Below are 20,873 nucleotides of genomic sequence, written 5' to 3'. Positions count from 1 at the left end.
GTAGCCGGAATGGGAACGCCCCGGATCAACGTCCGGTGAAGTCCGGCTTGCGCTTCGCCACGAAGGCCGCCATGCCCTCCCGCCGGTCGTCGGTGGCGAACAGCGCCGCGAAGAGCTGGCTCTCCCAGGCCAGACCGGAGGTCAGATCCATCTCCAGGCCACCGTCGACCGCCAGCTTCGCCGCGCGCAGGGCCTGCACCGGCCCGGTCAGGTACGGCTGCACCAGGGCCACCGCAGCGGCGTAGACCTCGGCGGCGGGGGCCACCCGGTCGGCCAGCCCGATCCGGAGCGCCTCCGCCGCGTCCACCATCCGGCCCGACATGATCAGATCCTTGGCACGGGCCGGGCCGACCAGGCGGGCCAGCCGCTGGGTGCCACCGGCGCCGGGAATGACGCCGAGCTTGATCTCCGGCTGGCCCAGCTTGGCGTCCTCGGCCACCACCCGCCAGTCACAGGCGAGGGCCAGCTCGCAGCCGCCGCCGAGGGCGTACCCGGTGATCGCGGCGACCACCGGCTTGGGGATCTGGGCGATCGCCCCCAGTGCGCTGGAGAGCGCGACCGCCCGCTCGGCCATGTCCACGTAGGACATATCGGCCATCTCCTTGATGTCCGCGCCGGCGGCGAAGACCCGATCCCCGCCGTACACGATGACCGCCCGGACGGCCGGATCGCCACCCGCCTCGGTCGCCGCGGCGCGCAACTCCTCCTGCACCTGGGTGTTCAGCGCATTCATCGGCGGCCGCTCCAGTCGAATGGTGCCGATCCCGTCCTTGATCTCCAGCCGCACGAACTCGCCCACGCTGTCCCTCACTTCCTCGTCGAAGTAGCGTGCCAACCTTACGACCCCGCCGTTGGGGCCGTAGTCTGGCGCCAGCCCTGGCACCGGGAGTTCCGAGATGGTCACGCATTACGACGACAAATCGATCCGGATCACCTCCACAACTGTGCAGGTGATGGACCGGACCTTCCCGCTGGCCGAGATCAGCGCCGCGTGGCACCACCGCGGCAGCCGCTCCTGGCGCGTGCTGGCCGGCCGCGGCGCGATCGGCGCGGCCCTGGCCGTTCCGCTGGTAGCGGCGGTGGCGGGCATCGTGCTGGCGCTCTGGCTCAGCAGCTCCCCCACCATCACCATCGCCATCATCGGCGCCTCGGTCCTGGTCGGGCTCGCGGCCGGGCCGGTCGCCGACTTCCTCTTCGAACACCTGGACCGCTCGTACGCCCGGGGCAGCCGCCGGCTGGAGATCTGGATCCGCTGGCAGGGCCGGCCGATGCTGCTGCTGGCGACCGCGGACGCGCTGCGGTTCGGGCAGATCTACCGAGCCCTGCAGCGCGCCATCGAAGCCAGCCAGCCGGCTCCCCGACCCCCGCACCCAGCGGCGAGATCGGACCGCTCCCGCGCCACCAGCCCATAGCGGCCCCGGTGCCGGAGTAGCACCGGACGCCGGCCCGATCGGACCGACCCGCACCACCGACCCCGGTTAGGGTTAATGATGACCCTCTATTACCGGGACGACGCGGTGCAGGTGACCTCCGAGGCGATCCGGTCGGGCGGGCTCCGGGTGCCGATAGCCGAGATCAGGTACGTCTGGCACACGAAGGGGCGAACCACCCTCGCCGTCCGCGGGCGGCTACTCAGCCGCGGTGTCCTGGTGCTGCTGTTGTCGTTGCCGCCCCTGGCGGCAGTGGTCTGCGCACTCTCGCTGGTCTGGTCGGCGCCGGAGCGAGGCTGGCTGCCGGTGCTGCTCACCCTCGCCGGGTGCCTGCTACTCGCGCTGGCCGCGGTGCCCTTCCTGGAGATCCCGCTCGGCTGGCTGGACCGCTCCTACGAGCGGGGAAACCGCGTACACGAGCTGTGGGTGCAGGCACAGGGCCGCGAGCTACTGCTCCTGCGCACGCCGGACGCCCTCCGGTTCGGCCAGATCTACCGCGCCGTGCAGCGCGCGGTCGAACAGCAGACCTACGACCGGTGACCTGGCGGCCAGAACATCCCTCCCCGGGTGCCACGGCCACCACCCGCCCTGGGCCTGAAGAGTCAGCCCGGCCGGTACAGCTCGTCGATCTCGTCCCGGCGAGGCAACGCCACCGAAGCGCCGAGCCGCCGAACACACGCGGCGCCGGCGCCCGTCGCCCACCGCGCCGCGTCCACCAGGTCGCGCCCCTCCCCCCAGCCAACCGCGAGCGCGGCCGAGAACGCGTCCCCGGCCGCCGTCGAGTCAACGGTCTCGACCGGCACCGCCGGGACGCACGCCCGGCCGCCATCCCGGTCGCCGTACCAGGCGCCGGAGACGCCGAGGGTGAGCACCGCCCGGGGCGTCAGCTCCAGCAGGGCCTCTGGCTTGTCCCGACCGTGGCCGGTGAACGTCTGCGCCTCGCTCTCGTTGACCACCAACACGTCGGTGGCGGCGAAGAGCTCCGGCGGCACGGTCCGGGCGGGCGCGGCGTTGAGCACCACCCGAGTGCCGGCCGCACGCGCCGCCACCGCCGCCTCGGTAACGGTCTCCACCGGGATCTCCAACTGGGCGACCAGCACATCCGCTTCCCGTACGGCGGTCAGCTCCGGCTCGGTCAGCCCGGTCATCGTGGCGTTGGCGCCGGGACTGACCACGATGGCGTTCTCCCCCTCGGCGTTCACCATCACCAGGGCGACCCCGGAGGCGCCGTACATGACCCGTAGCTGACTGGTGTCCACTCCGGCCGCGGTGATACGGGCACGCAGGGTAACGCCGAAAGCGTCGGAGCCGATGGCACCGAGGAACGTGCAGGCCGCGCCGGCCCGCGCTGCCGCGATGGCCTGGTTGGCGCCCTTGCCACCGGGAACCATGACGAAGTCCGCGCCGAGCAGCGTCTCCCCCGGTCGAGGCAGCGCCGCAGCGGTCGCCACGAGGTCCATGTTGGCGCTACCCAGGACGACCACCCGGGTCTGTGGCATTGAGCACCTCCGGTTTGGCGGGTTGGGGCTGCGGGTTCCCTACCCGGTCACGGCCTGACGCGAGCCACGCCGCGCCTCAACCGGCCCGGGCGGTGAAGCGGTCGCCGTGTCGCTCCACCACCAGCGGCAGCCCGAACGTCTTGCTGAGATTGTCCCCGGTGAGGACATCAGTCAGCAGGCCCTGCGCCACCACGTCCCCGTCGCGTAGCAGCAGCGCGTGGGTGAAGCCGGGCGGGATCTCCTCCACATGGTGGGTGACCAGCACCAACGCCGGGGCATCCGGGTCCGACGCCAGCTCCGCGAGCCGAGCCACCAACTCTTCGCGGCCCCCCAGGTCAAGCCCGGCGGCGGGCTCGTCGAGCAGCAACAGCTCCGGGTCGGTCATCAGCGCCCGAGCGATCTGTACCCGCTTACGTTCCCCCTCGGAGAGGGTGCCGTACCGGCGGTCGGCGAGGTCTCCGACGCCGAGCTGGCCGAGCAGGGCCCGGGCCCGGATCTCGTCGCCGCTGTCGTACTCCTCCCGCCAGCGACCCACCACGGACCAGGACGCGGTCACCACCACGTCCACGACCCGTTCCTCGGTGGGGATCCGCTCAGCAAGGGCTGCGGTGGAGAGCCCGATCCGCGTCCGCAGCTCGGTCAGGTCGGTGCGACCGAGCTGCTCGCCCAACACATGAGCCAGCCCGGCGGTCGGGTGCAGTCGACCGCCGGCCAGGTTGAGCAACGTGGTCTTACCGGCACCGTTGGGACCGAGCACCACCCAGCGCTCGTCCAACTCGACCTGCCAGTCAAGGTCGTGCAGCAGGGCCGCACCGGCGCGGCGCACGGTCACGCCGTCGAGGCTGACCACCAGATCCGCGTCCACGGAGGCGGGGGCGGCGGCGGCACCGGAGGGGCCGGGGATCAGGGCACCAGTCACGGCTCCATCCAACCACGCACCGGTGAGCCACACCCGGGCCCCCGAAGGAGCTACCGGAGCGAAACGCGGTCAACCGCCGAAGCGTCGGCCAACCAACCCGCCGCTCAGCTCGTCGTGGAACCGAACACCTCGTCCCGGGCCGCCTTCAGGGCGGTGTGCAGCGCGCCGCGCAGAATCGGCTCCTCGGTCAGCCCGGTCGACACCACCCGCGGCCGAACCAGAGCGATCGCCGCCACCTCTCGCTGCACTCTTTCGGCCAACGCCGCCCCGCCGGCCCGGCCGACCGCACCAGCCAGGACCACCAGCGGTGGATCCAACACCACACAGGTACTCGTTACGCCGAGCGCGAGCCGGCGGGCCAGCTCGTCCAGCATCGGGGCACCGGGCGCGCCGGCAGCGACCGCGGCGGAGACCCCACCCGCCGCCGTATCGTCGGGGTACCCGTGCTGCCGGGCGAGCGCGCGAACCGCCTCCCCGCCGACGAGCTGCTGGAATGCGGGCTTCGTACGAAGGGCAGCGGCACGCGGGATCGGCACCCCGGGCACCGGCAGCCAGCCGATCTCCCCGGCGGCACCGGTGCTGCCGTGGTGCAGCCGCCCACCGATGACGATCGCCAGACCGATGCCGGCATCCACCCAGGCCAGGACGAAGTCCGCCACGCCCTGCGCCGCTCCCGACCGCGCCTCGGCCATCGCCACCAGGTTGACGTCGTTCTCGAAGACCACGGGGGTGCGCAGGTCGTCCCGAAGCGCGCCGAGCACGCCGGCGTGCCACCGCGGCAGGTTGAACGCGAAGGTGATGTCACCACTGGTCGGGTCGACGAGACCGGGGGCGCCCAGGACGACCCGGCGTACGGTCGACAGCGGTGCCTCGGCGCTGTTCGCGGCCGTCACGACCGCGTTGTGCACCACGCCGACCGGGTCGTCGGTATCGACGGTCGACTGCACGGAGCGGCCGACCACCGTCCCGGTGATGTCCGCACAGGCGGCGACCACCCGCGCGGCCCCGAAGTCCACCCCCACTACGTGGGCGCTGCCCGGCCGGACGGCGTACAGCTGGGCGTTCGGACCCCGCCCGCCCGCCTGCTCACCGACCCGGGCGACCAGCCCCCGCTCCTCGAGCCGCTCGACCAACTGGGATGCGGTCACCTTGGACAGACCGGTCAGTTCGCCCAGCCGCGCTCGGGTCAGGGGGCCCTGCTCCAGCAGCAGCTCCAGCGCCGCGCGGTCATTGAGCGCTCGTAACAGGCGGGGGGTGCCGGGGAGCCGGGTCATAGTCATGCCAGTCCTCGAGATTTCATAACCAGCCACACACGCAACGACGAAAGAGGTAACCGTAGCGTAACGACCACCAACGGAACGGGTAATCGACCGTATCGACAGGGAGACAGGAGAGCATATGGGGTCGGATCCAGGTGTCCGCCGCCTCGCGCTGGGCACCCTGCTCGCCGCCTACCCGGGCCCGGTCCCACCACAGTGGGCCGTTGACCTCGTTGGCGAGGGCCTCGCCGGACACACGCTCTTCGGCACCAACGTGCACGGCCCCGAACAGGTGGCGGCCAGCACCGCCGCTCTCCGTGCCGCCCGGTCCGACGTACTGGTTGCGATCGACGAGGAGGGCGGAGACATCACCCGCCTCGCGCACACAACCGGAAGCCCGTACCCCGGCAACGCCGCACTCGGGGCGATCGACGACGTGGCGCTGACCCGGCGGGTCCACGAGGCCATCGGGGCGGAGTTGGCCACCCTCGGCATCACCGTCAACCTGGCCCCGGCCGTTGATGTCAACAGCGCCGACGAGAACCCGGTGATCGGCACCCGCTCCTTCGGTCGCGACCCGGACCGGGTGGCCGCCCACGCCGCCGCCGCGGTGGCCGGCCTGCAACACGGCGGAGTGGCCGCCTGCGCCAAGCACTTCCCCGGCCACGGTGCCACGGTCGTCGACTCCCACCACGAACTACCCACGATCGATGCCCCGCTGACGCTCCTCCGGCAGCGGGACCTACCGCCGTTCGCGGCGGTGGTCGCCGCCGGCGCCCGGGCGGTGATGACGGCGCACATCCGGATCCCGACGCTGACTGGGGAGGGACCGGCCACCTTCAGCCGGGCAGCCCTGGTTGGGCTACTGCGCCACGAGTACGGCTTCGCCGGGGCCGTCGTTACCGACGCCCTCGAGATGAGGGGCGCGGCGGGCGTCGCGGGCGGGGTGGGCCCGGCCGCCGTCGCGGCGCTTGCCGCCGGGGCGGACCTGCTCTGCATCGGCGCCCGGGTCGATGCGGGCCTGGTCGAGCAGGTCGCCAACGAGATCGGGACGGCGCTCACCGACGGCCGGCTGGAGCGGGCACGGGTCGAGGAGGCGGCTGGCCGTACCGCCGAACTCGCCGCCTGGACCCGGACCACGGGCGCCGCCGATGCCCTGCCCGCCCAGCTCGGGTACGCCGCTGCCCGCCGGGCGGTCCGGGTGGAGGGCGCCCTGACCGGGCTCGGCCGTCCCCTGGTGGTGCAGCTGCACTCCCGCTCGACGGTCGCCGAGGCACGGGTGCCGTGGGGACTCGGCCCGCACCTCAGCGGCGTCGAGCAGCTGCGGGTCGTCGCTACCGGCACGGACCCGGGGGAGCTGCGCCGAATCGCCGGCGAGCGGACGATCGTCCTGGTCGGCCGGCGGCTACACCTGCTGCCCGGCGCCGCCGACCTGGTGACGGCGCTCGCCGCGCAGCACCAGGTGGTGGTGGTCGAGATGGGCTGGCCCGGGTCGTGGCGACCACCGGGGGTACGCGCCTTCGTCACCACCTACGGCGCCAGCCACGCCAACGGCCGCGCCGCCGCCGAACTCCTCGGGCTGACGGCCGGACACACCTAGTACGCTCCGTCACCGCTCGCTACAGCTGGTCGCACACCTCTTACCGCAGGTCAGAGTCCAGTTTTCGACACACCAACACCTCGGATCACCCTTGCCTACCCGCCGCCGAATACGTAGCGTCACAGCTGCATCCGGCGATCCGCCCCCGGGCGGCCAGCGGGGGCCTGGGGGAAGGACGCGGACCGGGGTTCCGGCCCGGGAGCTCCGGTCCGCGCCCTACCCACTCCCCGGCGGCACGAGCCGGCCGCCGCTTCGCCCCTGCCCTGGTGCGGGTCTCGCTCGAAATTCAGCCTGGGTAGACCCCAAACGACCGCCAGCCGCGGTCGGGGAACCCGGCCGCCTCGGCCACCCGGGCCGACGCCGTGTTCCGCCGGCTGTGCAGGTACGTCGGTACCGCCCCCTCGGCGAGGACACTCCGCGCCGCCTGGGCGACGAGCCGACGGGCCAGCCCCCGCCCCCGGGCTGCCGGGACGGTGCCCACCGCCAGCTCCCCGCCGTACGCGTCATGCCACTTGACGCCGACCCCGGCCTGGTACCGGCCGCGGTCGTCGCGCACCACCAGCACCCGCCGGTCGAACAGTCGGAGCCAGGGCGGCAGGCCGGGCGAGGTCGGCGGGATCCACTCCCCGACCTCCGGCAGCGGCGCGGGGTCCTCGGTCCACCGAAACACGTCGTCGTGCACCACCCAGTCGGGGTGACCGACAGCCGCCGGCAGGCCGGCAAGGAGCCGCCGGGACGAGCCCCGGGCCAGTTCCCGGACGGCGGCGACCCGCTCCGGCGCCACGGAGAGCACCTGGTGCTCTCCGGCGGAGACGGCGATCGCCGGCCGGAGCCGACCGTCCCACGCGGGCTGGGCCCGACGCCGGGCGGCGACCACATGCCGACCCGGACCAGCCGGCCACTGCCCCAGCCAGGTGCTCAGGTGCAGGTGAAGCCGCCGGCTGCCCATCACCCTCCTCCGAGGTCTGCGCGTCGCCCGCCGTACGCAGCATCCAGGGTGCCCACGGGATCGCGGGCCACCGCCGCTGGCGACGACTGTAACCGCCTCGCAAGATCTTAAGCTGATCGTCGCGGCTACGCTGGGCAAGGACGAGGGAGGCCCGGTGACACAACGGGTACTGGTCGTTGACGACGACCGAACAGTCAGTGACGTGGTCTGTCGCTACCTGGTACACGCCGGCTACCAGGTGCGGCACGTCGGGGACGGCGACTCGGCGCTTGCCGCGGTCGCCGCCGAACCGCCGGACCTGGTTGTGCTGGATCTGATGCTGCCCGGGCTCGACGGCTTGGAGGTGTGCCGGCGGCTGCGGGCCAAGCCGGGCGGGGTGCCGATCATCATGCTCACCGCGCGCGGCGACGAGGCTGACCGCGTCCTCGGCCTGCAGCTTGGTGCGGATGACTACCTCGGCAAGCCGTTCTCGCCCCGGGAGTTGGTGCTACGCGTCGGGTCGGTGCTGCGGCGCAGCGATGCGCCGCGGACAGCACCGGCCACCGTGCTCCGCGACGACGCGCTCGTGGTCGAGACCGGCCCCCGCGTGGCCCGGCTGCACGGCCACGAACTCACCCTCACCGTACGCGAGTTCGACCTGCTGGCGTACCTGATGCGACACCCCGCCCGGGCGTTGGGCCGGGCCGAGCTGCTGGAGCGGGTGTGGGGCTGGAACTTCGGCGACCAGTCGACGGTGACCGTCCATGTTCGCCGGCTACGGGAGAAGGTGGAGGCCGACCCGGCCAACCCCCGCCGAATCGTAACGGTCTGGGGCGTCGGCTACCGATATGAGCGGACCGATGGGTGACCTGGCGCTGATCTTCGCGTTCGCGCTCGGTCCGGCGCTCTGCGTCGGCGCAGCCGGCGCGCTCACCCTGCGCCTGCTGCGCGAACGCTCGGTGACGGTACACATCGTCACCCTGCTGGTCGTCACGGTGACCGCGATGGTGGCCGCGGTGGCCATGGTCGCCGACCAGATGTTCCTCTCCCCGCATGACCGGAACGTGGTGCTGATCACGGTGGCGGCGGCGGCTCTGGTGAGCCTCACGGTCGGCTGGCTCTTCGGGCGCCGCCTGGCCGCCGCCGCGGTCTGGGCGGACCAGGCCCGGCAGCGTGAACGCCAGATCGAACAGGGTCGGCGGGACCTCGTCGCCTGGGTTTCGCACGACCTGCGAACCCCGCTGGCCGGGCTACGGGCGATGGCGGAGGCGCTGGAGGACCGGGTGGTCAACGATCCCGCGTCGGTGAGCGAGTACCACCGCCGGATCCGGGTGGAGACCGATCGGATGACCCGGCTGGTGGACGATCTCTTCGAGCTCTCCCGGATCAACGCCGGTGCCCTGCGCCTAACCCTGTCGGCGGTACCCCTGGGCGATGTCGTATCGGACGCCGTCGCCAGCGCCGCACCGCTGGCGGCCGCCTGCCGGGTGCGCCTGCTGGCACCCGACTCGGGCTGGCCCACCGTACTGGCCAGTGAGCCCGAGCTGGCCCGGGTGGTGGGGAACCTCCTGCTCAATGCCGTCCGCTACACGCCGTCGGAGGGGACCGTCCGGGTCGAGGCCGGGGCGGATACCGACTGCGCCTGGCTGGCGGTCGCGGACACCTGCGGTGGCATCCCGGAGGAGGACCTGCCCCGCGTCTTCGAGGTCGCCTTCCGCGGCGAGCGGGCCCGCACCCCCTGCCCCAGCACCGGGGGACCGGCCAGCGCTGGGGAACCAACCAGCTCCGGGGGGCTGGGACTGGCGATCGTACGTGGATTGGTCGAGGCGCACGGCGGCCGGGTGCAGGTCCGCAACACCACTGGTGGGTGTCGGTTCGAGGTCCGGCTGCCCCTTCCGGGAACCGCCTGAGCCCATCGATTGTTACCACTTTATTCAATAGACGTACACCATTCCCTGAAATGGTGGGGGTCATGCCGAACCAGCCGCAGAACCGCCGCCGCCATGACTCCAGCGCACTCTGGCCGACCGCCTGGGTTGCCGCGGAGCATCTTCCGGCCCAGCCACCGCACCGCGGCAACCGCGCCTCGCCGCTGCTCACCTGGGTTGAGCTCAACCACCGACCCACCCGCTACTCCAACCCCCACTGACCAGCCCTCGGGTCCGCCCAGGGCGGCACGGGGGAGCAACGCCACCACCGGCGAGCCGACGCGGGCATTCGCACACCTGTCGGGTAACGTCTGCTGGTCCTCCAGACGGCCTACGACAGGAGAAGTTCCGCGCATGGGCAAGAAGACGATCCGCGTCTCTGACTTCAGCGGCCGGGTGCTCCAACCCGACGACGAGGCCACCCGGGTGGTCATCCTGGAGCACCCGGACCTGGTTGCCGGGCCCGTACAGTTGGACGCCACCCCCGCCGAGGTGGAGAACATTGACGACGCAGCCCTGGATGTCGCGGTCGTTGAGATCCACGACAGCCACGGTGGGGGCGAGCCACGCCGGGTCGTCCTGACCGCCAGCGAGTTCGACGCGATGGCCACCGACACACCGATGGCGCAGCTACTGCGGACCGCCGAGCGGGTTCGCCCGCCGAAGACACGCCGCACCGCCGAGAAGATCGATTACAGCACGATCGAGCACGCGGGCCGGCCGCACCGGGGTCGGGTCACCGAGGAGGAGGCCCGGCTCGTGCGGGAACGGCTGGACGAGGTCAACAAACGCCTCGCCGACTCCGGCGTACGTCAGATCGACCCGGCCGATCCGGAGCACGCCACCCGGTACGGCTTCCCCACCCCGGACTGACCAGCTGGCTTCCGGCCGGTGGGGTCGCGGCGGCGAGCGTCGCCCGACCCCACCGCCCCGCCCGCCCCGCTTGACGCAACGACCGGTGCCGGTACGCCGACCTCGTGGGCCCAGCGGGCCGAGCTCAGCTGTCGGCGTTTCGGCGAAAGGGATACCACGTGCGACTCCAGGTGGGATGCGCGATGTGGACGCACAAGGCGTGGCAGGGGCGCCTGGTGGCCCACCCCCTACCCGCACCCGAGCGCCTGCGGCACTACGCCGGATGGTGCACGGCGGTGGAGGGGAACACCACCTTCTACGCGACCCCCGCCCGGGAGACGGTGTCCTCCTGGGCACAGCAGACCGACCTGAGTTTCGGGTTCGTGCTCAAGCTGCCCCGGGTTGTCACGCACGAGCGCCGTCTCGATGATGTCGACGAACCGCTGCATGCCTTCCTCGACGCGATCGAACCCCTGGGCCCCCGGGCGCAGGCCCTCTGGATCCAGCTGCCGGGTTCTTTCGCCCCTGGCGACGTGGCTGTCCTCGCCCGTTTCCTGCAGCGTCTTCCCCCGACCCACCGGTACGCGGTCGAGGTACGCCATCCCGCGTTCTTCGCCGACTCCAACGCGGCCCAGAGGTTGGTGCGAACGCTGGCCACCACCGACACCGAGTGGATCCCCTTCGACACCACCACTTTCTTCGCCTCCCCACCGACCAGCGACGCGGAACGGGATGCCTGGACGAAGAAGCCACGGATGCCACTCCGCTCGGCGGCGCTGACCGACCGGCCGATCGTCCGTTACCTCGGCCGGGACGATCCCGACCAGACCGGTGCGGGCTGGCAGCACTGGGTCGACACCGTCGCCGACTGGCTTCACGAGGGCCGCTCGCCCACCTTCTTCGTCCACACTCCCGACAACGCCGACGCCCCGGTGCTCGCCCGCCGCTTCCACGACGAGGTGCGCACCCGCGTCCCCGCGCTCGAGCCGCTACCCCGTCCGGCTCCGGCGCAGCCGCTGACGCTCTTCTGAGCGCCGCCGGCGCTGACCCACGTTGCGGAAGCCGCGTCAATCGTCCTTTTGCCCAGACCGACACCCTTAACGCCCGGTACGCGTTGATCCTGGCGGTAGAGGCATTTCTACCCGCGCAGGCTACGGGTGGCTAATGGCAGCTTCTGCCCTATTAGCAGTCATTCGTCGGCTGGAGGTATGCACGATGCAAGGAATCGGTCAACGGCTCGCCCGAGGCGTTGAAGGGCAACAGACGGGACGTACCGCCGCCGGCTGGCTCTCCCTCGCGCTGGCCGTGACGGTCACCCAGGCGGTCGTCGTGTCACCCGCGTTCGCGCAGAACAAGCCACCGACGGCCGCTGCCGTGACAGACACCGCCCTGTCCTGGGGAGAGGGCGACAAGGGACAGTTGGGTAACGGGACCAACGACAACAGCAACGTCCCGGTCGAAGTCAGCCTCCCCTCGGGCACCCTGGTCACCGCCATCGCCGGCGGCGGCGCCCACAGCCTGGCGTTGACCAACACCGGCACCCTGCTCGCGTGGGGCGAGAACTCCTCCGGCCAACTCGGCGACGGCAGCACGAACAGCAGCAACACCCCCGTCGCGGTAGACCTACCCGCCGGAACCGAGGTTACCGCCATCGCCGCCGGCAACGTCCACAGTCTGGCGTTGACCTCCAGTGGCACCGTCTTCGCCTGGGGCGGCAACTCCTCCGGCCAACTCGGCGACGGCAGCACCGACAGCACCAGCACACCCGTCACCGTCGGCCTGCCCACGAACACCACGGCCACCGCCATCGCCGCCGGCGACAGCCACAGCCTGTCGCTGACGGCCACTGGCAGCGCCTTCGCCTGGGGGGACAACTCCCAAGGCCAGCTCGGTGACGAGAGCACCAACAGCACCAGCAAACCGAGCAACGTCGCGCTTACATCGGGCACCACGCTCATCGCGATCGCCGGCGGCGCCGCCCACAGCCTTGCATTAACCTCCGAAAACGCCGCCCTCGCCTGGGGGGACAACTCCCAGGGCCAGCTCGGTGACGGGACCAACGACGACGCCCTGGCGCCGGTCAACGTCGCCCTGGCACCGGGCACCGAGGTCACCGCCGTCGCCGCCGGCAACCGCCACAGTGTGGCGTTGCTCGGCAACGGCACCGCCGCCGCCTGGGGTAACAACTCCCAGGGGCAGCTGGGTAACGGGAACAACACCAGCAGCGGCACCCCGGTCGAGGTCATCCTGCCCGCCGACACCACACTCACCGCCATCGCCGCCAACAACAGCAACCACACCGTGGCGATAACCAACACCGAAACCGCCCTCGCCTGGGGCGACAACTCCTTCGGTCAGCTCGGCGCCGAGACCGACGACACCCCCGACCCCGCCATCGCCAGCAGCAGCAACACCCCCATCGCGGTCAATCTGCCCACCGGTACCACCCTGACCACCGCCGCCGTCGGCAGCAACCACAGCCTGGCCCTGCCCACGCTCCAAGCGACCTCTACCACGGGCCTACGGGTCTCGCCGCCGGACCCGACCACGGATCAGGACGTCACCCTCACCGCCACCGTCACCTGCGACCCCGGGCCCGCGACCGGCAGCATCACCTTCCGCAACAACAACACCGACCTCGCCACCGTCCGCCTGGACAGCAACAGCACCGCCACCTACACCACCCGGCTCCCCGCCGGCACCCACACCATCACCGCCCACTACACCAGCACCACCAGCCTCTGCCCCAACAGTCAGTCCGAGTCCGTCACCGTCACCGTCACCGACCCCACTGACCCCACGGACCCGACCGACCCCACGGACCCGACCGATCCCGGCCTACCCATCACCGGGGCCAGCCTGCCCAGCCTGCTCGCCACCGCCACCCTGCTCATCCTCGCCGGCGCCAGCTTCATCTACCTCACCCGCCGACACCGGTCCAGCCACCACCAGAAGTAGCGAGTAGCACAAAGCCCGGCCGGGGTTGCTCGTCGCCGTCGGCGACGAGCAACCCCGGCCGGAGCGTCAGTGCCGGTGGTAGTTGTCGGGCTGGTTCGGGTCGCCCGGGTGCTCCAACCCCGGCACCAGCCGAAGCCGGTGCGCGCGAGCGTGGTCGAGCCACCGGACAAAGGCGACCCGACGCGCGGAGTCGTTGATCCGATCGGTCGGATCAAGAGCTGGATCGACCGACTCCCGGCGTCCCCGAAGCACCACCGTCCACGAGTCGACGGTGACCGTCTCCCCCGGTGTGGCCGAGCGCAGGGCCGCCGCCAACGCCGCCGGCAACGAGTCCGGGGTCGCCTCGAAGTCGCCATCCGCAGCGGACAGCTGCCACACGACTCCGGCCGACCGCGCAGCCGTCGCCGCACGATAGGCAGCCACCTGCTCCGCTGGCGCGGTGACCTCCGCGGTCAGCTCCGCATACAGGGCTCGGACCGCGGCGCAGCCCTCGAACGCCGCCGCGGTGATGGATCCGAACTCGACGGCGGCCAGCTGGTCCAACCGAACCAGTGGCGCATCCGTCACGTCGAGGCCACGGGCCTCGGCCTCCGCGATGCAGAGCTGTTCGGTCAGGATCACCTGCGCCACCCAGCGGGTCAGCTGCCGGTCCTCCGCGCTACCGGGCACCGGCAGTGCGGAGGACCGCAGCCCGCCGCGCAGGGCGGCGAGCCGGCGGTCGAGTTCCGTACGGTCCAGTGGCCGTCCGTCGAGCCAGCCCAGCACCGACTCGTCGAGCTGCGCGGTGGTCATGGCTCCAGCACCAGTTCAACCGTCGGGGCGTACTGGCAGCGACCGAACCACATCACCTTCACCAGCGCCCAGAAGCGGCCCGGGTCGGCGTCCCGCGGGGGAACGACGTCGAAGGTGATCGTGTCGGACTCGCCGGCGGCCAACGCGACGCCGCGGATCGGCTCGGCGATGGCGTCCCAGGTGCCCCAGGGCGAGACGAGCTGGAGCTCAGCCCGGATCTCCCCCCGGGTGCGGTTGTGCATCGACACCCCGATGGTCGCCCGCCCACCGGGAGCGACGGTGACCGAGGTGGTGGTGACATCCACCGTGAGCCCGGTGTCGCGTCCCGTCTCGGCCGTCGTGCCCTGCATCGCGTCCGCGTCCTCCGGAATGTCTCCGGGCACCGGCAGCAGCGCGGGCAGCTCACCGACCGCGACCGTGGCGACATCCTCGATCGTCTGCCCGAGGTGCTCGGTCCGGGCGGTGATGAAGTACAACCCGGACTCCACCCCGGCCGGAGGCGTCACGGTGACGTCGAAGCGAAGCTGCCCATCGGGGTCGAGCCGGTACGGCCGGCTACCCAGGGAAGCCGTCCACCCCTCCGGTACGAGGACGCTGACGGTCCCCTCAACGGCCGCGTCCCGCAGGTGCGAGGCGAGCACCACGGAGACCTCGACCGGCTCGCTGACGGTCCGCAGCAGCCCCGGTGAAACGCCCACGGAGACCGGTAGGTAGCCCATCGGCGCCGGACCCCGGTTGTGCAACCAGTACCGGGAGTGCACCGGCTGGGCGATCTCGACCTCGGGTCCGAGCGGCTCCTCGCTGCGCGGGGCCGCAGCCGGCACACCGACGACCGTGGTGACCTGCGAACCCGCCAACTCGATCGAGTCCGCGAGCGGCGCACCACGACGTTCCAACAGGTCGGCCTGATGCGTGTCGGACAGGGCCAGCGCACCGGTCAGGGTCGCGGAGCGACCAAGCCCGGTCGACTCCAGCAGCCGCAGGCTGACCGCGTCCGCCGGGTCCGAAGCCGCGGCAGCGCCGTGCGCGATCGGGTTACCGGTGGGCTTGAGCGTGCCGATCAGCACCTCCCGGGCGGGCTCCACCCCCAGGTACGAGTGCGTCGCCGGCTTCGTTCCCGAGTGGTTCTCCACCACCCGGCCGTAGAGCGGGTGGTTGAACTCCTGGCCCTGTGCGGGCAGGGTGAGCGCCCGCCAGTCGCCGTCGCCACTGGTCACCGCGTAGTTGAACTCGTGGGTCCAGTGCTGCAGCTGGAACGAAGCGCCGTCGGGAAGGGTCCGCTTCGGCGGGTCGATCCAGACCCCGGACGGCCAGCCGGTGCAGGAACGCATCAGCGACAGGTGCAGCGCTCCGGTCGGGTCGACGGCGAAGCCGGGCAGCCCGTAGGTGAGCATCGCGACGGTGTGGTTGACCAGCAGCTCCGAGGCCGGCACCGAACCCGGGCAGGGCGCCTGGATCTGGGCGTCCGCGACATCCTCGGTGAGCGCGGCGACGTCGGTGACCACGAGCGCCGGCAGCGCCCGCAGGTCCCGCAGGTCGGCGTTGGGCTGCCACACCTCGTGCAGCGGCTTCTCCGCGGGAATCCAGACCCGGCCGTGCTGCTCCAGCGCCTCGACGTACTCCGGGCCCGCCCGCTCCAACAGCTCCCGGGTGGCGTCGTTCTCCTGCGCCCCACCGATGAGAATGCGGAAGTCCGGCAGGTTCGAGTCGACGTCGAGCCAGCCGTACCGCGCCCAGTCGGCGCTGGCGGTCGTCACCGTGACACCGACTGCGGCAAGCGCGACGACCAGGTCGCGGGCGTCGGCCGCCTCGTCGAGCGTGGGCGTGACCACCTCGGCGACGCCGAGGGCACGGTCCCCCAGCGGGGCACCGGCGGCGTCGGAGAGCGAGACCCGCGCGGTGGAGCCGAGCCCGAACCAGGTGTTGGCCGGGTTGTCCAGCGTCCAGGGCGCCGTTGCGGCGTCCACGTCCGGTAGCGCGAACCCGCGGCCGACCACCGCGGCGGCAACCTCGGAGACGGGCAGGGCACCGGGCAGGTCGACCGGGAACCGCACCCGAACCAGCCGGTCGGCGCCGGCGAAGTCGACGATGCGGGTACGGCAGTCCACCCGCCGCACACCGTGCCAGAGCGTGATCGTCTGCTCGTAGCCGATCTCCTCCACGACGCCGGTGACCACCAGGCGGGTGCCGATCGGGCTGGTCTCTACGCGGACCGTCGCCCCAGCCGCCGCGCTACCCACGACCGGGCCCTTCGGGAGCAGGTGCCACGGGCCCTCGCCGAAGTCGGGGTGGGTCGGGTACTCCTCATAGATCCGCAGCTCGTTGCCGAGGTGGTCGGTGCGGATCAGTTCGCGGTCCGAGATCTTGTCGTAGATGCTGTCGAGCCCGCCACCGCGCTCGGCGTCGGCGGTGACCCGGTAGTAGGCGTTTTCGATCGCGGCACCCTCGGCGGGCGTCCAGGCCGGCTCGGCGCTGGAGACGCCCGGCAGCAACCGCCAGGTCCGCCAGCCCAGGGCGGGGACGTCGGCGGCGTGGAAGCGCAGCGTTCCCCGGTCAACGACGGCCGGCACCTCGACGCCGGTGTCGTCGATCACCCGGCCACCGTCGTGGCCCTCGGGAAGCCGGACCGACACCAGGTCGGAGCGGACGAAGGAGAGGGTGTTCGTGACGACGATCGGGGTTCCGTCACCGGTGGTGTCGACCGTCCCGACGAGCGCCTCCAACGACCGGTCCCGGACGGCGGCCGCCAGGTCGTACGCCTCCCGCCAGCCGGAGAGCAGGTCGATGTAGACCTGGTCGGACTCCGATCCGGTGATGGCGTCGTGGTGGGCTCCGTAGGCGAGCTGCCGCCAGACCTTGTCCAGCGCGGCGTCGGGGTACCGACCGAGCCCTTCCAGCGCGGCCAGCGTCGCCAGCTTCTCCGCGTCCACGGCGGCGACCTCGCCGGCCCGCTGGGCCTGCTTGGTGTCGATGTAGGAGACATCCTTGCCCGTGTAGACCGGGTTCATGTCCCGCGTCTGTGGGCTGGGGCGACGTCCGGCTTCCGCCAGCTCCGCGCGGACGGCCGCGAGGAAGTCCCGGGGGTTACCGCAGACGAACCGGGGCCAGACGTACTTCTCGGCCCACGAGCGGTGAATCTCGGTGACCCACTTGTTCGGCGGGGTGTAGTCGGTACCCACCGGCAGCAGCAGGTTCTTCGTCGCGCCGACCGGCTTGAGGCGCTGGTACAGCTCGTAGACGGCCTTCTCGGCGCTCTCCAGGTCCGGCGAGGAGTCCATCCACCAGCCGGCCGAGTAGTGGTGCGGCATGAAGTGGGTGAGAACACCGAGCCCCGACGGCGAGATCCACTCGAACTCGCTCGGGAACTGCATCACCGTCGCGTCGTTCTTGGCCTCGCGGAAGTTCTTCTGGATCGGCCCCCACTGGTGGAACGGGCCGCGAGCCCAGGCCGAACCGGTCAGCCCGGCGTCGGCGAGGTAGCCGGGGAACTGCGGGTCGTGCCCGAACACGTCCAGCTGCCAGGCCGTCTGCGGGTCCCCGCCGAGGATGTCCCGCTGGTAGCCGACACCGTAGATGATGTTCCGGATGGTGGTCTCGGCGCCGGTGAGGTTGGTGTTGGGCTCGTTGTAGGTGCCACCGATCAGCTCGACCTGGCCGCGCTCGATCAGCAGGCGCAGGTCCGCCCGACGCTCGGGGTGCAGATCGAAGTACGGCTTCAGGTAGTCGATCTCGGCGAGGACGAAGGTGTACACCGGGTCGCGCAGGGCGAGGTCCATGTGCGCGTCCACCAGCGCGAAGCCATTGCGCTCCCAGAGCGGCCGGGTGGTGGCGTCGCCGGAGAGCAGCTCCCACGGCGAGGTGTACGCGGCCTGGGTGTTCCACCACACCGGGTCGTAGTGGAAGTGTGAGACGAGGAACATCGTCCAGCCCGGCTCGGCGACCACGACCGTTGCTTCCGCGGTCGCGTCGCCGGCCGTGACGGTTACCGGCACCTGCGTGCCGGGGGTTCGGTCGTCAATGTCCAGGGGGACCTCGACGACGCCCGTGCCGGTCGCGTTACCGGAGACACCGGGCCCGGTGACGGTAACCGGACCGGGCGGGCCGTCAAGTGTCACGCGGAGCACCTGACGCGGGTTGTCCTCGGTACCGACGAACAGGTCGGTGGACTCGACGGCGGTAATCATGACCGACACGGGGTCATCCTTTCTTGTTGGTACGCCCACCAGCGCAAACAGGCTCGCGTTGGGGGCAGGAGGGGAAGGCTACTCGCCCCAGGCCTCGAACTCGTAGATACGGGTGGCGGGGTCGCCGCCCTGGGTCGGGGTGTCGACCACCAACCGCACGTACCGTGCGCTGACACCCACCGGATGTGTCGTCAGCTCGGCGGTGTTGTCGGTGACGGTGACGGCCGTGGTCCACGGCTCCGAAGCCGTGGACCGTACGTCGATGGTGAAGTCGCGGGTGTTCCACGACGCCGACTCACCGCCCGCGGCGGCGTGTGCGACGACGAACCGGTCGAGGGAACGGACCGAGCCCAGGTCAACTTCGAGCCACTGGTCGGCGGTCGTCGTGCACCACTTGTCGCTGTTCCCGCCGGAGACACTGCCGTTGACGGCTTTGGCCGGTCCTTCGGCAGCGGTGCACTGCCCGGACGCCGTCGCCGGCCGGTCGAGAGCCAGGTTCGTCGTGATCGGCCCCGTACCGGACCAGGTGACGGTCGTGGTCGCCGCGGTGGAACGGCCGTACTCGGTCGACACCGCCTCCACCTCGATGACCGCACTGTCCTCGGCGCCCACCCGGTCGAGCTGCGGCACAAAGTACACGTCGTTCGGCGTCGCGCCCAGGTGGGTACGGCTGCCGTCCGGGTTGCGGCGGAACACGTCGTAGTGGTGCACCGATCCGCTGTCCGACGGGGTCCAGCCCAGCCGCAGCGACTTGCGGGTCGCCGAGACGTCGGTGCTGCCCAGCACGGTCAGATCGGTCGGCGCGGCAGCGGTGTCCACGGCCCCGTCGTACACGGCGAGCTGGCCGACCTTGATGTCGTAGGACGGGACAACGGCCGGCGCCGACGCCTGCAGCCCGATCTGGGCGATGGTCTTACCGGCGTACGCGGACAGGTCGAGAACGCGACGCTCCCAACCGGTACCGGCGGTCGACCCGAGGTCGAGAGTGGTGAAGGTGTTCGGGGCGTCGGTGAAGGCCACCGCCACACTCAGGTGGGTCGCACCGGCGGCCGGGGTCTTGACGACCGTCGACAGCTTGGTGTCCGCGGCGACCGGTAGGTCGGTCTGGTAGAGGCGCACGGTGTTCGTGGCGTCCAGCCTGCCGTCGAGCCGCAGCGTCGAGCCGCCCTCGTAGGCATCGGTGAAGTCGAGCGACGGCGTCAGCTTCGTGCCGGTCGAGGAGACCAGCCACTGGTAGGTCGGCGGCACGTCCTGCAGCGACAGGTTGTTCCAGCCGCCGGTGTGTACCCGCTCACCCAGGACGTGGTAAGCATCACCGTTTCCGGTGTTGAAGCTGGTCACGAAGGGCTTCTGGGTCACCGGCGTGGACTCGGCGACGTAGTTGGCGAGCCCCTTCCAGGGCGAGGAGGTCGTGGTGTTCGACGGGTCGCCGTTCGCACCGACCCAGTAGCGGGAGTCCCGCGCCCGGAAGTCGGCCGGGCCACTCGACGACGTCCAGGTCCACTCTGGGCGGTAGATGCCCAGGGAGGTGACGTGCGACTCACCAGGGGGGAACAGGGCGTTCCAGTTGACGTTGGTCTGATAGCCGTTGGCTTCGGTGTCGATGCCGGTGTACAGGTCGTACCCGCTCCGCCCGAGGGACTCGGCGCGGTCCCGGGACGAGGCCAGGCCGGCGGTGGACCACCAGAAGTTGAGGAACATCGAGTCCGACACCGGCGTCGGGCCGCCCAGGAACGAGTCGTTGGCGGTGGTGAGCGCGTTCTGCCAGGAGATGGCGCCGGATTCGGTCATCGCGTCGTACCACATGAACTCCACGCCCTTGTTCCGGCCGTAGGTCATCAGATTGCGAAGTTCGGTGGCGAGGGCGGCGTCGCCACCGGTCGTCTCCTGGTTGATGAACCAGCCCTCGAAGCCGTAGTACTCGGCGACCTCCGCGAGCTTGTCGGCGACGGGATACGTCGAGCCCGACTTACGCACGAAGTCCTGCACCCATTCGAGCTTGCCGCCGTAGGCGACCGGCGGGAAGAAGACGGTGCCGTACACCTTGACGCCGTTGCGGTGCGCGGCGTCGATCACCGTCGGGTTCGGCGCCAGGATCAGGCCCTCGACGGACGATCCACCCCAGAAGACCAGGGTGTCGATGTACTGCCAATGACCGAACGCGTAGTAGTCCTCGTCGAGCGAGCCCTGGGACGGGTTGTCCGACGTCGGGGCGAACGACACCAGTGACGCCACACCGCCCTCGCCGGCCCGCGCGTTCGGGTTGGCCTTCAGCGCGGGGTCGGAGACCCGATTCTGGAGCGGAACAGTCGCTCGGTTGAAGCGGGCGTCGGGGTCGGTCTCCGGGTCCCAGTCGAGGATCTCGTTCGGGAACCAGTACGAGGCGTACGGCTGACTGCCGTCCTGCGGGTTGGTGTTGGCTGCCGCGGTGGGGGCCGCGTTGAGGGTGCTGCCAGCCACGACTGTGGCACCAACCAGCAGGGACAAGAGCAGGCGTCGCATCCAGGATCACCTCCATTGGGGG

17 protein-coding genes are annotated in these 20,873 nt (G+C 71.3%); 9 read left to right on the top strand and 8 right to left on the bottom strand.

The window, feature by feature from the left end; translation table 11 throughout:
- Positions 1-25 precede the first annotated feature (25 nt).
- Positions 26-799 carry an enoyl-CoA hydratase/isomerase family protein gene (locus SALPAC4_RS0115430; protein WP_018729828.1) on the bottom strand — a complete coding sequence of 258 codons (774 nt, stop codon included), beginning with the start codon at positions 797-799 and terminating at the stop codon, positions 26-28.
- Positions 800-896: 97 nt separating this feature from the next.
- Between SALPAC4_RS0115430 and SALPAC4_RS0115425 the strand changes: the two genes are divergently transcribed.
- Positions 897-1,412: a DUF6232 family protein gene (locus SALPAC4_RS0115425; RefSeq protein ID WP_027644452.1), complete on the top strand. Its 516-nt coding sequence runs from the start codon at positions 897-899 to the stop codon at positions 1,410-1,412.
- A gap of 78 nt (positions 1,413-1,490) precedes the next feature.
- Positions 1,491-1,970, top strand: coding sequence for a DUF6232 family protein (locus SALPAC4_RS0115420; RefSeq protein ID WP_027644453.1), 480 nt, complete (start codon positions 1,491-1,493; stop codon positions 1,968-1,970).
- Between the two features lie 62 nt (positions 1,971-2,032).
- Here the strand turns inward: SALPAC4_RS0115420 and SALPAC4_RS0115415 are convergent, their stop codons facing one another.
- The 3 genes from SALPAC4_RS0115415 to SALPAC4_RS0115405 form a co-directional block, all read right to left on the bottom strand.
- On the bottom strand, positions 2,033-2,929 hold the full coding sequence (locus tag SALPAC4_RS0115415; protein WP_018729825.1) for a ribokinase: 897 nt from the start codon (positions 2,927-2,929) through the stop codon (positions 2,033-2,035).
- Positions 2,930-3,005: 76 nt separating this feature from the next.
- The gene (locus SALPAC4_RS0115410; RefSeq protein WP_019871089.1) at positions 3,006-3,881 is read right to left on the bottom strand and encodes an ABC transporter ATP-binding protein; all 876 of its coding nucleotides are present in this window, start codon (positions 3,879-3,881) and stop codon (positions 3,006-3,008) included.
- Between the two features lie 71 nt (positions 3,882-3,952).
- Positions 3,953-5,128, bottom strand: a complete 1,176-nt coding sequence (locus SALPAC4_RS0115405) for an ROK family transcriptional regulator (RefSeq protein ID WP_027644454.1) — start codon at positions 5,126-5,128, stop codon at positions 3,953-3,955.
- A gap of 118 nt (positions 5,129-5,246) precedes the next feature.
- Here SALPAC4_RS0115405 and SALPAC4_RS0115400 point away from each other — a divergent pair, with 118 nt between their 5' ends.
- Complete coding sequence (locus SALPAC4_RS0115400; RefSeq protein WP_019871087.1) at positions 5,247-6,707, top strand: glycoside hydrolase family 3 N-terminal domain-containing protein; 1,461 nt, start codon at positions 5,247-5,249, stop codon at positions 6,705-6,707.
- 286 nt (positions 6,708-6,993) lie between these two features.
- Here the strand turns inward: SALPAC4_RS0115400 and SALPAC4_RS0115395 are convergent, their stop codons facing one another.
- Positions 6,994-7,656, bottom strand: a complete 663-nt coding sequence (locus SALPAC4_RS0115395; protein WP_019871086.1) for a GNAT family N-acetyltransferase — start codon at positions 7,654-7,656, stop codon at positions 6,994-6,996.
- A gap of 154 nt (positions 7,657-7,810) precedes the next feature.
- Here SALPAC4_RS0115395 and SALPAC4_RS0115390 point away from each other — a divergent pair, with 154 nt between their 5' ends.
- From SALPAC4_RS0115390 to SALPAC4_RS0115365, 6 genes are all read left to right on the top strand, one after another.
- Positions 7,811-8,503 carry a response regulator transcription factor gene (locus tag SALPAC4_RS0115390; RefSeq protein WP_019871085.1) on the top strand — a complete coding sequence of 231 codons (693 nt, stop codon included), beginning with the start codon at positions 7,811-7,813 and terminating at the stop codon, positions 8,501-8,503.
- A complete protein-coding gene (locus SALPAC4_RS0115385; protein WP_019871084.1) occupies positions 8,496-9,545 on the top strand; it encodes a sensor histidine kinase in 1,050 nt (349 codons plus the stop codon). Before SALPAC4_RS0115390 ends, SALPAC4_RS0115385 begins: the two co-directional genes overlap by 8 nt.
- A gap of 62 nt (positions 9,546-9,607) precedes the next feature.
- Positions 9,608-9,784, top strand: coding sequence for a hypothetical protein (locus tag SALPAC4_RS27980; RefSeq protein WP_018729818.1), 177 nt, complete (start codon positions 9,608-9,610; stop codon positions 9,782-9,784).
- 133 nt (positions 9,785-9,917) lie between these two features.
- A complete protein-coding gene (locus SALPAC4_RS0115375; RefSeq protein WP_018729817.1) occupies positions 9,918-10,436 on the top strand; it encodes a hypothetical protein in 519 nt (172 codons plus the stop codon).
- Between the two features lie 182 nt (positions 10,437-10,618).
- Positions 10,619-11,446, top strand: coding sequence for a DUF72 domain-containing protein (locus SALPAC4_RS0115370; RefSeq protein ID WP_019871082.1), 828 nt, complete (start codon positions 10,619-10,621; stop codon positions 11,444-11,446).
- 184 nt (positions 11,447-11,630) lie between these two features.
- Positions 11,631-13,373 carry an RCC1 domain-containing protein gene (locus SALPAC4_RS0115365; RefSeq protein ID WP_019871081.1) on the top strand — a complete coding sequence of 581 codons (1,743 nt, stop codon included), beginning with the start codon at positions 11,631-11,633 and terminating at the stop codon, positions 13,371-13,373.
- 66 nt (positions 13,374-13,439) lie between these two features.
- On the opposite strand, the gene SALPAC4_RS0115360 is transcribed toward SALPAC4_RS0115365, so the two are convergent.
- The 3 genes from SALPAC4_RS0115360 to SALPAC4_RS0115350 form a co-directional block, all read right to left on the bottom strand.
- On the bottom strand, positions 13,440-14,165 hold the full coding sequence (locus SALPAC4_RS0115360; RefSeq protein WP_018729814.1) for a DUF7158 domain-containing protein: 726 nt from the start codon (positions 14,163-14,165) through the stop codon (positions 13,440-13,442).
- Positions 14,162-18,358, bottom strand: a complete 4,197-nt coding sequence (locus tag SALPAC4_RS0115355) for a glycoside hydrolase family 38 N-terminal domain-containing protein (RefSeq protein ID WP_020113513.1) — start codon at positions 18,356-18,358, stop codon at positions 14,162-14,164. The genes SALPAC4_RS0115360 and SALPAC4_RS0115355 overlap by 4 nt, the downstream gene beginning before the upstream one ends.
- Before the next feature lie 69 nt (positions 18,359-18,427).
- Positions 18,428-20,851 carry an endo-beta-N-acetylglucosaminidase gene (locus tag SALPAC4_RS0115350; protein ID WP_019871079.1) on the bottom strand — a complete coding sequence of 808 codons (2,424 nt, stop codon included), beginning with the start codon at positions 20,849-20,851 and terminating at the stop codon, positions 18,428-18,430.
- Positions 20,852-20,873 lie beyond the last annotated feature (22 nt).

Origin of the sequence: Salinispora oceanensis (assembly GCF_000383575.1) — a bacterium.
Taxonomy (GTDB): Bacteria; Actinomycetota; Actinomycetes; order Mycobacteriales; family Micromonosporaceae; genus Micromonospora; species Micromonospora oceanensis.
This window is presented reverse-complemented; position numbering and strand designations above follow the sequence as displayed.

Bases quoted from the DNA above. Each gene is read 5' to 3' on its own strand.
- SALPAC4_RS0115375 (WP_018729817.1), top strand. From the start codon at position 9,918: ATGGGCAAGAAGACGATCCGCGTCTCTGACTTCAGCGGCCGGGTGCTC.
- SALPAC4_RS0115400 (WP_019871087.1), top strand. From the start codon at position 5,247: ATGGGGTCGGATCCAGGTGTCCGCCGCCTCGCGCTGGGCACCCTGCTC.
- SALPAC4_RS0115350 (WP_019871079.1), bottom strand. From the start codon at position 20,851: ATGCGACGCCTGCTCTTGTCCCTGCTGGTTGGTGCCACAGTCGTGGCT.
- SALPAC4_RS0115395 (WP_019871086.1), bottom strand. From the start codon at position 7,656: ATGGGCAGCCGGCGGCTTCACCTGCACCTGAGCACCTGGCTGGGGCAG.
- SALPAC4_RS27980 (WP_018729818.1), top strand. From the start codon at position 9,608: ATGCCGAACCAGCCGCAGAACCGCCGCCGCCATGACTCCAGCGCACTC.
- SALPAC4_RS0115360 (WP_018729814.1), bottom strand. From the start codon at position 14,165: ATGACCACCGCGCAGCTCGACGAGTCGGTGCTGGGCTGGCTCGACGGA.
- SALPAC4_RS0115370 (WP_019871082.1), top strand. From the start codon at position 10,619: ATGTGGACGCACAAGGCGTGGCAGGGGCGCCTGGTGGCCCACCCCCTA.
- SALPAC4_RS0115405 (WP_027644454.1), bottom strand. From the start codon at position 5,128: ATGACTATGACCCGGCTCCCCGGCACCCCCCGCCTGTTACGAGCGCTC.
- SALPAC4_RS0115365 (WP_019871081.1), top strand. From the start codon at position 11,631: ATGCAAGGAATCGGTCAACGGCTCGCCCGAGGCGTTGAAGGGCAACAG.
- SALPAC4_RS0115420 (WP_027644453.1), top strand. From the start codon at position 1,491: ATGACCCTCTATTACCGGGACGACGCGGTGCAGGTGACCTCCGAGGCG.
- SALPAC4_RS0115385 (WP_019871084.1), top strand. From the start codon at position 8,496: ATGGGTGACCTGGCGCTGATCTTCGCGTTCGCGCTCGGTCCGGCGCTC.
- SALPAC4_RS0115415 (WP_018729825.1), bottom strand. From the start codon at position 2,929: ATGCCACAGACCCGGGTGGTCGTCCTGGGTAGCGCCAACATGGACCTC.
- SALPAC4_RS0115425 (WP_027644452.1), top strand. From the start codon at position 897: ATGGTCACGCATTACGACGACAAATCGATCCGGATCACCTCCACAACT.